Origin of the sequence: Caballeronia sp. (assembly GCF_028292365.1) — a bacterium.
Taxonomy (GTDB): Bacteria; Pseudomonadota; Gammaproteobacteria; order Burkholderiales; family Burkholderiaceae; genus Caballeronia.
The window spans coordinates 1-7,845 of record NZ_JAQGMM010000085.1; the positions used below are offsets into that span (position 1 = coordinate 1).

The window sequence follows — 7,845 nt, forward strand, 5'->3', positions numbered from 1 at the left end:
TCGAGATCCGCACCTTCCTCGCCTTCGCCCAGTTCCTTCTGGATCGCCTTGACCTGTTCGTTCAGGTAATACTCGCGCTGGCTCTTTTCCATCTGACGCTTCACGCGTCCACGGATGCGCTTTTCGACCTGAAGAATGTCGATTTCGGCTTCGAGCTGGGCCAGCAGATGCTCAAGGCGTTCCACAACCGGGAACATCTCGAGAATGTGTTGCTTCTGGTCGAGCTTCAGCGGCAAATGCGCGGCGATGGTGTCGGCCAGGCGACCCGCTTCATCGATACCCGACAGCGACGTCAGGATCTCGGGAGGGATCTTCTTGTTGAGTTTCACGTACTGATCGAACTGCGACACAATCGCGCGGCGCAGTGCTTCTGTTTCAGCGCTGTCGGCGTGGTCGGGTTCGAGCGGCATCACGTCGCAGGAAAACTGTGTTTCCTGTTCTTCGATCGTAAGCGTCTTGGCACGTTGCAAGCCTTCGACCAACACCTTTACGGTACCGTCCGGCAGCTTCAGCATTTGCAGGATGTTTGCGATACATCCCACTTCGTACATGTCTTTTTCGGTCGGCTCGTCTTTCGCAGCGGTCTTCTGGGCGACAAGCATGATGTGCTTGCCACCTTCCATCGCGGCTTCGAGTGCCTTGATCGATTTGGGTCGTCCGACAAAAAGCGGAATCACCATGTGCGGGAAAACGACTACGTCACGCAGCGGGAGCAGCGGGAGAGTAATGCGTTCCTGCGGGAGGAGTTGGGTTCCTGACATTTTCATTTCCCCAGTAGTGGAATCAGTTCAGTCGTAAATAAGGCCGTCAAAATGGATTGCAAGCCTTAAGCGTGTGGGAAAAGATCAATGAATCGAAAAAATTCGCCTCAGTAACGTGTCAGTAACATCCACAAGATATCCGAAAAATAAACAAAAAGCCGTTCACGTTGCCATGAACGGCTTTTCGCCGACACACAGCCCAACTCAGTTAGAACCTGCTACCTTCGGCGTGTCTTCGTAGATCAAAAGCGGCTTGCCGTCGCCATCAATTGTATTGTCATCCACGATAACCTTGCTCACACCCTTCATTGCCGGCAGCTCGTACATCACATCCAGCAACGCTTGTTCCAAGATGGACCGCAGACCACGCGCACCCGTCTTGCGACGAATTGCCTTCAACGCAATGGCCTTCAACGCGCCCGGACGAATCTCCAGGTCCACACGTTCCATGTTGAACAGCTTGTGATACTGCTTCACCAGCGCATTCTTCGGCTCGGTCAGGATTTTGATCAGGGCGTCTTCATCGAGCTTGCCGAGCGTCGCCACGACGGGCAGACGGCCGATCAATTCGGGAATCAAACCAAACTTGATCAAATCTTCCGGTTCCACTTCGCGCAGCACTTCACCCGCGTCGCGATCCTTCTTGCTCTTCACGCTTGCGCCAAAACCGATGCCGGTCTTTTCCGTACGATCGATGATGACCTTTTCAAGGCCGTCGAACGCGCCGCCGCAGATGAACAGAATGTTGGTGGTGTCGACCTGGATGAAGTCCTGGTTCGGGTGCTTGCGGCCACCCTGTGGCGGAACCGAAGCCATGGTGCCTTCGACCAGCTTCAGCAGCGCTTGCTGGACGCCCTCGCCCGACACGTCGCGCGTGATGGACGGGTTATCCGACTTACGGCTGATCTTGTCGATTTCATCGATGTAGACAATACCTCGCTGGGCCTTGTCGACTTCGTAATTACAGTTCTGCAGCAGCTTCTGAATAATGTTTTCAACGTCTTCGCCAACATAGCCGGCTTCCGTGAGCGTGGTTGCGTCTGCAATCACGAACGGGACGTTCAACATGCGCGCAAGCGTCTGCGCGAGCAAGGTCTTGCCCGAACCCGTAGGTCCGATCAGCAGGATGTTGCTCTTCGACAACTCGATATCGTCTTTCTTCTCGAGATGCTTGAGACGCTTGTAGTGGTTATACACCGCCACTGCAAGAATCCGCTTCGCGCGTTCCTGACCGATCACGTACTGGTTCAGGATCTCGCTGATCTCTTGCGGGCTCGGCAGATCCGACTTCGTCAGGCCAGCCTCTTCCGCCGCGCCGGCAGCTTCGTCGCGGATAATTTCATTGCACAAGTCGATGCATTCATCGCAGATGAACACAGAAGGACCTGCAATCAACTTCTTGACCTCGTGCTGGCTCTTGCCGCAGAACGAGCAATACAACAGCTTTTCGCTGTTAGAACCTTTTTTGTCCGCCATGGATGTGCGAGCCTCCGGACACTCGATTACATAATACGCCGCTCAATTCACCTACGCAGAAATGGCCTGTGCGTAGGTTGAAAGCGCGTGTGGCGTGTGCTTTGACGCCGTTTTCCGCGTTGGCGCAAGCCTTGGCGCGCGGCTTGGGTTACCGCGCCGCCGTTGGCGGTCTGGCCCGAAACCGCAACGTCCGTATGGACAAAAACGGAACAGCCGGCCCGTTATTCCCCAACGACCGGCGCAACGCCCGTTTGTGGGCCGCTCTGGGATGCCGCTCAGGGACGCTTGTGAAGAACCTGATCGACGATACCGTACGCCTGCGCGTCATCGCCGGACATGAAATTGTCGCGGTCGGTGTCACGTGCAAGACGTTCCACCGGTTGACCCGTATGGTGCGACAGCAACTGATTCAGACGTTCCTTCAGGTACAAAATTTCGCGCGCCTGAATTTCGATGTCCGACGCCTGACCACGCGCGCCACCGAGCGGCTGGTGAATCATCACGCGCGAATTGGGCAGCGCCACGCGCTTGCCCTTGGCGCCCGCTGCCAGCAGGAAAGCGCCCATGCTCGCGGCCAGTCCCATGCACAGCGTGGCGACATCCGGCTTCACGAACTGCATGGTGTCGTAAATAGCCATGCCAGCCGACACCGAGCCGCCCGGGCTATTGATGTACAGGCTGATGTCCTTGTCGGGGTTTTCGCTTTCGAGGAACAGCAACTGCGCGACCACCAGGTTGGCCGTCTGGTCGTTCACTTCGCCGACCAGGAACACCAGGCGCTCTTTCAACAGGCGCGAATAGATGTCATAGGCACGTTCGCCGCGGCCGCTTGTTTCTACAACCATGGGCACCAGACCGAGCGCCTTGGTTTCGAAATCATGCGGCGCGTTCGACGCGAGCGTGTCCAGTAATTGAGCGCGAAAGGTCATGCAATTTCCTTGTTCGGAATAGGGATACTGAACGACAAAGGAACATCCGAAAAACGGCACAACGGGGCAACCAGGACCGACAACCGAAATGCAAAAAAGGCGTGCCGGCCCGTCACCTCGACGGCCCTGCACGCCTTGTCGACGCTGCTTACGCTTGCGCCGTCGCGCTGGCCAATTCTTCGAAGCTTACTTCCTTGTCGCTCACTCGGGCCTTGCCGAGCACGAAGTCCACGACGTTGCTTTCCACAACATACGCTTCCATTTCGGCGAGGCGCTGCTGATTCGAATAATACCAGCGGACGACTTCCTTCGGGTCCTCGTAGCTTTTCGCAAATTCGTCGACTTCCGCGCGGATCTGTTCCGGCTTCGCCTGCAGGTCGTTGGTCTTGACCAGTTCGGCCAGAACCAGGCCCAGCTTGACGCGGCGTTCAGCTTGTTCCGCGAACATTTCTGCCGGGATGGGAGCGTCCGCTGCGTTCGGCACACCGCGTTGTTGCAGATCCTGACGCGCCATTTCCACCAGACGTTGCTGATCCTGCTCGATCAGCGCCTTCGGCGCGTCGAGTTCGGAGATCTTCAGCAGGGCGTCCATGACCTGGTTCTTCACGATCTGCTGCGTGCGGCGCTTGGCTTCACGCTCCAGATTGTCTTTGATCTCACCGCGCATCTTGGTCGTGTCGCCGTCTTCCACACCCAGCGATTTCGCGAATTCGGTATCGATTTCCGGCAGGTGCGCCCATTCGATCTTCTTCATCGTAATGGTGAACTGGGCCGTTTTGCCGGCCACGTCCTTGCCGTGATAGTCGTCGGGGAACTTGAGGTCGAATTCCTTCGACTCGCCAACCTTCAGACCGAGCGCCGCCGTTTCGAATTCCGGCAGCATGCGGCCTTCGCCCAGCACAAACGTGAAGTCTTCAGCGCTGCCGCCTTCGAACAGGACGCCGTCGAGCTTGCCGACGAAGTCCATGGTGACGCGGTCCCCGTCTTTAGCTGCCGTATCCGCGCCGCCGTCACCGTGCTCGCCGCCTTCGCCGCGTGCGTGATAGTGCACGCGCTGCTTGCGCAGGATTTCCAGCGTGCGGTCGATTTCAGCTTCCGAGATGGTCGTGACCGTGCGTTCGATTTCAGCCGTTGCCACGTCGCCAATCTTCACTTCCGGATACACCTCGAAAGTTGCGTCGAACGCGTATTCAGCCGCTTCGTCAGCCACTTCGCCGCCCTTGGGCGCAAAGCTCGGCTGGCCTGCCACACGCAGGTTTTCGGTGCGCGTGACGTCGAAGAATTCCTTGCCTACCTTGTCGCTCAGCACTTCGGCTTCAACCTGGCCCTGGTACTGCTGCGTCACCATCTTGAGCGGCACCTTGCCCGGGCGGAAACCCGGCATGCGCACGTTTTTCGCCAGCTGACGGATACGCGAATCCACTTCCTTTTGCACCGTATCTTTCGGCAGGGAAATCGTCACACGGCGTTCCAGCTTGCCGAGGTTTTCAACAACGTTAGCCATGGCTTCTATCGTCCTAGAGTAAATCGAGTATTCGGGTTCGTGTGTCTGGTCAGTTCTGGTTCGATCTCGCGCCACGATAGGCGCACGGCACAAAGCGGTTCCTGAACAATGCAAGCAGCCTGACTGAGATCATTGGCAAACACTGCCAAAGCTCAATACCGTAGATCCGCCAAGCCGTGTCTGGAAGCCGTACGCGCCGGTTTGAGTCAACCGAGCCAAACATTTTACCAAACTATTTGCAAGGGTCGTGGCGGATGAGGGTTTGCTCTGCCAAATACCCGCAAATTCACAGCCAAATTCGGCCCATTTGCGCGGTTTTGGTACGAATTTTACGGTCCGCGAGCACCGCGACAGTGTTCCGGCCGCGCTCCGGACGACGCGTTTCCGAACGCGCGTACGGTTCGCGGCGGCGCGGCTTGGCGGCGCGCTTGCATTGCCTGCGGGCATCGAAAGCATGCCGTACGCGCATAAGGTTTGATTAATTCGGGCCGTGTCGCTAGATTTCAAGCAAATTCATAACTCGAGACATCATGCCGAATTCCCATCCTGCCGGTTTTTCCGCCTCCGCCCCCTCTCCCGTTGTAGTGATCGCTCCGGATTCTTTCAAGGGTTCGCTTAGCGCGGAGCAGGTCGCAGACGCGATTGCGAGCGGTATCCGGCGCGCGCGCAGCGATGCCGTCATCCGCATCGTGCCGATGGCTGACGGCGGCGAAGGCACGCTCGACGCCATGCTCGCGGCGGGCGGCGAACGTCGCTTGATCGATGTGCGGGGCGCGGCGGCCAAGCGCCGCGAAGCCGTCACGGGTTTGCTGGCCGATGGCAGCGCAGTGGTGGAAACGGCGGAAGTCGTGGGGATCACGGACCCGGACGGCATGGCTGTGCCGGTTGCCGAGCGCAGCACGCTTGGCATGGGCGAAGCGATCCGCGCGCTGCTCGATCTCGGCGTGCGCAAGTTCTATGTCGCGCTGGGCGGCAGCAGCACGAACGACGGCGGTGCGGGACTTCTGGTGGGCCTGGGCCTGAAACTCTTCGATGCAGATAACAAACCGCTCGAACCGGTGCCCTCGCAACTTGCGCAAATTGCGCGCATCGATGCGACCGGGCTCGATCCGCGTGTGCGCGAGGCCGAATTCACGGGCATGTCCGACGTGGACAATCCGCTCACCGGCGAGCACGGCGCAACGGCGATTTTCGGGCCGCAAAAAGGCGTGACGCCCGCTCAGATCGCGACCATCGATGCAGCACTCGGCCATTTCGCCGATCTGCTCGAACCGGCGCTCCAACGTAGCGGGCGCGATAAACCTGGCGCCGGTGCGGCGGGCGGGCTCGGGTTTGCACTGCATATGCTGGGCGCGCGCTTCGAGGCCGGCGCGGAAGTGGTCGCACGAGAAGTGGGGCTGGATGAGGCGCTGGACGGCGCGAACTGGTTGATCACGGGCGAAGGACGCTCGGACGTGCAGACGCTACATGGCAAGGCGCCGTTCATCGCGTGTCAGCACGCTCGCGCACATGGAGTGGAAGCGTCGCTGCTGTCAGGCGCTATTGATCCGGCCGCCCTGCCGCGTTTGTCCGAGCATTTCAGCGGTTGTTTTTCGCCCGCACCCGGGCCGATCACGCTGGAGGTCGCAATCCGCGACGCCGCCACGCTGCTGGCGAACGAAGCTGAACAACTGACGCGCTTGAAGTTCGGTTCAAGATAGGTTCGCCATGCGATCAACGGGCGGTCAGTCATGTGCCGCTCGCCCGCTCGCTCGCTCGTTAATTCGTTCACCGTCGTTCACCGTCTTTCACCGCACGCCGGCGACTTTGCCGGGACTGAACAGCAAGCGGTCCGATATCCACACTATCAGCATCGTCAGACCCATCATAGGGAAGACGATGCCTAGCGCCGTCAGGCCGCCGACCCATGCGCGCATCGGCGGATCGAGAACCGGTCTCGACGGCGCGCCAATCGCCCTGCCCGGTTTGCGCTTGCGCCACATCACGAAGCCACTGATCGACATCGCCGCCAGTCCGAGCGAGATGAGCGACGCAAGAATCTGGTTCGCCACGCCGAAATAGCGCCCCATATGCAGCGACGTGCCGTACGAAATCCACTGCGCGACGCGCCCGTAATCGCGATACGCGATGTCCGAGAGAATCTGGCCGCTGTATCTATCGATGTGCAATGTGCGTTCATCTTGCGGATCGGATGGAAAATATGACACCGTGTACACGCCCTCGGCGGTGGTCGGCAACGCGATGTCGTAGCCATCCCTGACGCCCGCTTGCGCCGCGAGTGCAATGACCTTGTCGAGTGGAATGGTCGCGTCTGTAGTATCAGCGACGCTGTGGGGAACACGCGTAGCGCCCACTGCCCACGGTGTCTGCGGCAACGGCAGATCATCCATCTTCATGCCGGCCATCGATGGATCGGCCATGTCCATCGCGGGTTTCGCTGAATGTACATGGGGCTTGCCCCACGCCCCTTGCGGATAACCAAGCGGCGCGGACGTCGCTAACGCCTTGAATTGCTTGCCCCATGTGCTCGACCACGGCAAACCGCTGAGCACAAAGAACAGTGCGCCAATCGCGAGCCACGCGCCACCGACCGCGTGCAATTCACGCCACCATGCCCGGCCTTTTAACGACGACAACCGCGGCACGAACCGGCCGCCCGCATGACGCGTCCGACGCGCTCTCGGCCACCACAAGGCAATACCTGTTCCGATCATCACCAGCGTCCAGCAGCCCGCCAGTTCCATCAGGATCTCTCCGGTCTTGCCCAGCATCAATCCGCGATGCAGATTGCGAATCTGCTTCATCAAGCGGTTCTCGACGCTCAGCCTGCCCAGCACCTCGCCCGTGTACGGATTGAGATAAACGCTTTCACTCGATCCTGTCTGCAGGCGGAATACGAATTCGGCACTGCGGTGTGGATCAGCGTTGATAACCGCGGTGGTAGGCACGGCATCGCGCGGTTCGGCTGCCGTCGCTTTCGCGAGCAAGACTTGCTGGCTCAGACGCGGCTCGGCGCGGGCATCGACGATCATGCGGTCGTGATACAGCAGCGGCTCGATCTGCGGCTGAAAGCAGTACAGCGTGCCAGTGATGGCGAGCACCAGCAGCAGCGGCATGACAAACAAGCCGGCATAGAAATGCCAGCGCCATAACAAGCGATGCCGCGCAGCTACGC

Annotated in this window: 6 protein-coding genes; 1 reads left to right on the forward strand and 5 read right to left on the reverse strand. The window is 59.3% G+C overall.

The genetic code is table 11. The features are described from left to right. The 4 genes from JWR14_RS04985 to tig form a co-directional block, all read right to left on the reverse strand. Positions 1-761: LON peptidase substrate-binding domain-containing protein (locus JWR14_RS04985; protein WP_299702343.1), on the reverse strand; the 761-nt coding region annotated here is incomplete at its 3' end. Positions 762-965: 204 nt separating this feature from the next. After that, entirely contained in the window at positions 966-2,237 is a 1,272-nt protein-coding gene (gene clpX / locus JWR14_RS04990) for an ATP-dependent Clp protease ATP-binding subunit ClpX (RefSeq protein ID WP_089159577.1), read from the reverse strand. A gap of 275 nt (positions 2,238-2,512) precedes the next feature. Continuing rightward, positions 2,513-3,166, reverse strand: a complete 654-nt coding sequence (clpP, locus tag JWR14_RS04995) for an ATP-dependent Clp endopeptidase proteolytic subunit ClpP (protein WP_299702350.1) — start codon at positions 3,164-3,166, stop codon at positions 2,513-2,515. Between the two features lie 148 nt (positions 3,167-3,314). Continuing rightward, positions 3,315-4,670 carry a trigger factor gene (tig, locus tag JWR14_RS05000; RefSeq protein WP_299702353.1) on the reverse strand — a complete coding sequence of 452 codons (1,356 nt, stop codon included), beginning with the start codon at positions 4,668-4,670 and terminating at the stop codon, positions 3,315-3,317. A gap of 530 nt (positions 4,671-5,200) precedes the next feature. Here tig and JWR14_RS05005 point away from each other — a divergent pair. After that, positions 5,201-6,370 (forward strand): glycerate kinase, encoded by a 1,170-nt coding sequence (locus JWR14_RS05005; protein ID WP_299702356.1) that lies wholly within the window; start codon positions 5,201-5,203, stop codon positions 6,368-6,370. An 87-nt stretch (positions 6,371-6,457) separates the two neighbouring features. On the opposite strand, the gene JWR14_RS05010 is transcribed toward JWR14_RS05005, so the two are convergent. Further along, positions 6,458-7,825 carry a PepSY domain-containing protein gene (locus JWR14_RS05010; RefSeq protein ID WP_299702359.1) on the reverse strand — a complete coding sequence of 456 codons (1,368 nt, stop codon included), beginning with the start codon at positions 7,823-7,825 and terminating at the stop codon, positions 6,458-6,460. Positions 7,826-7,845 lie beyond the last annotated feature (20 nt).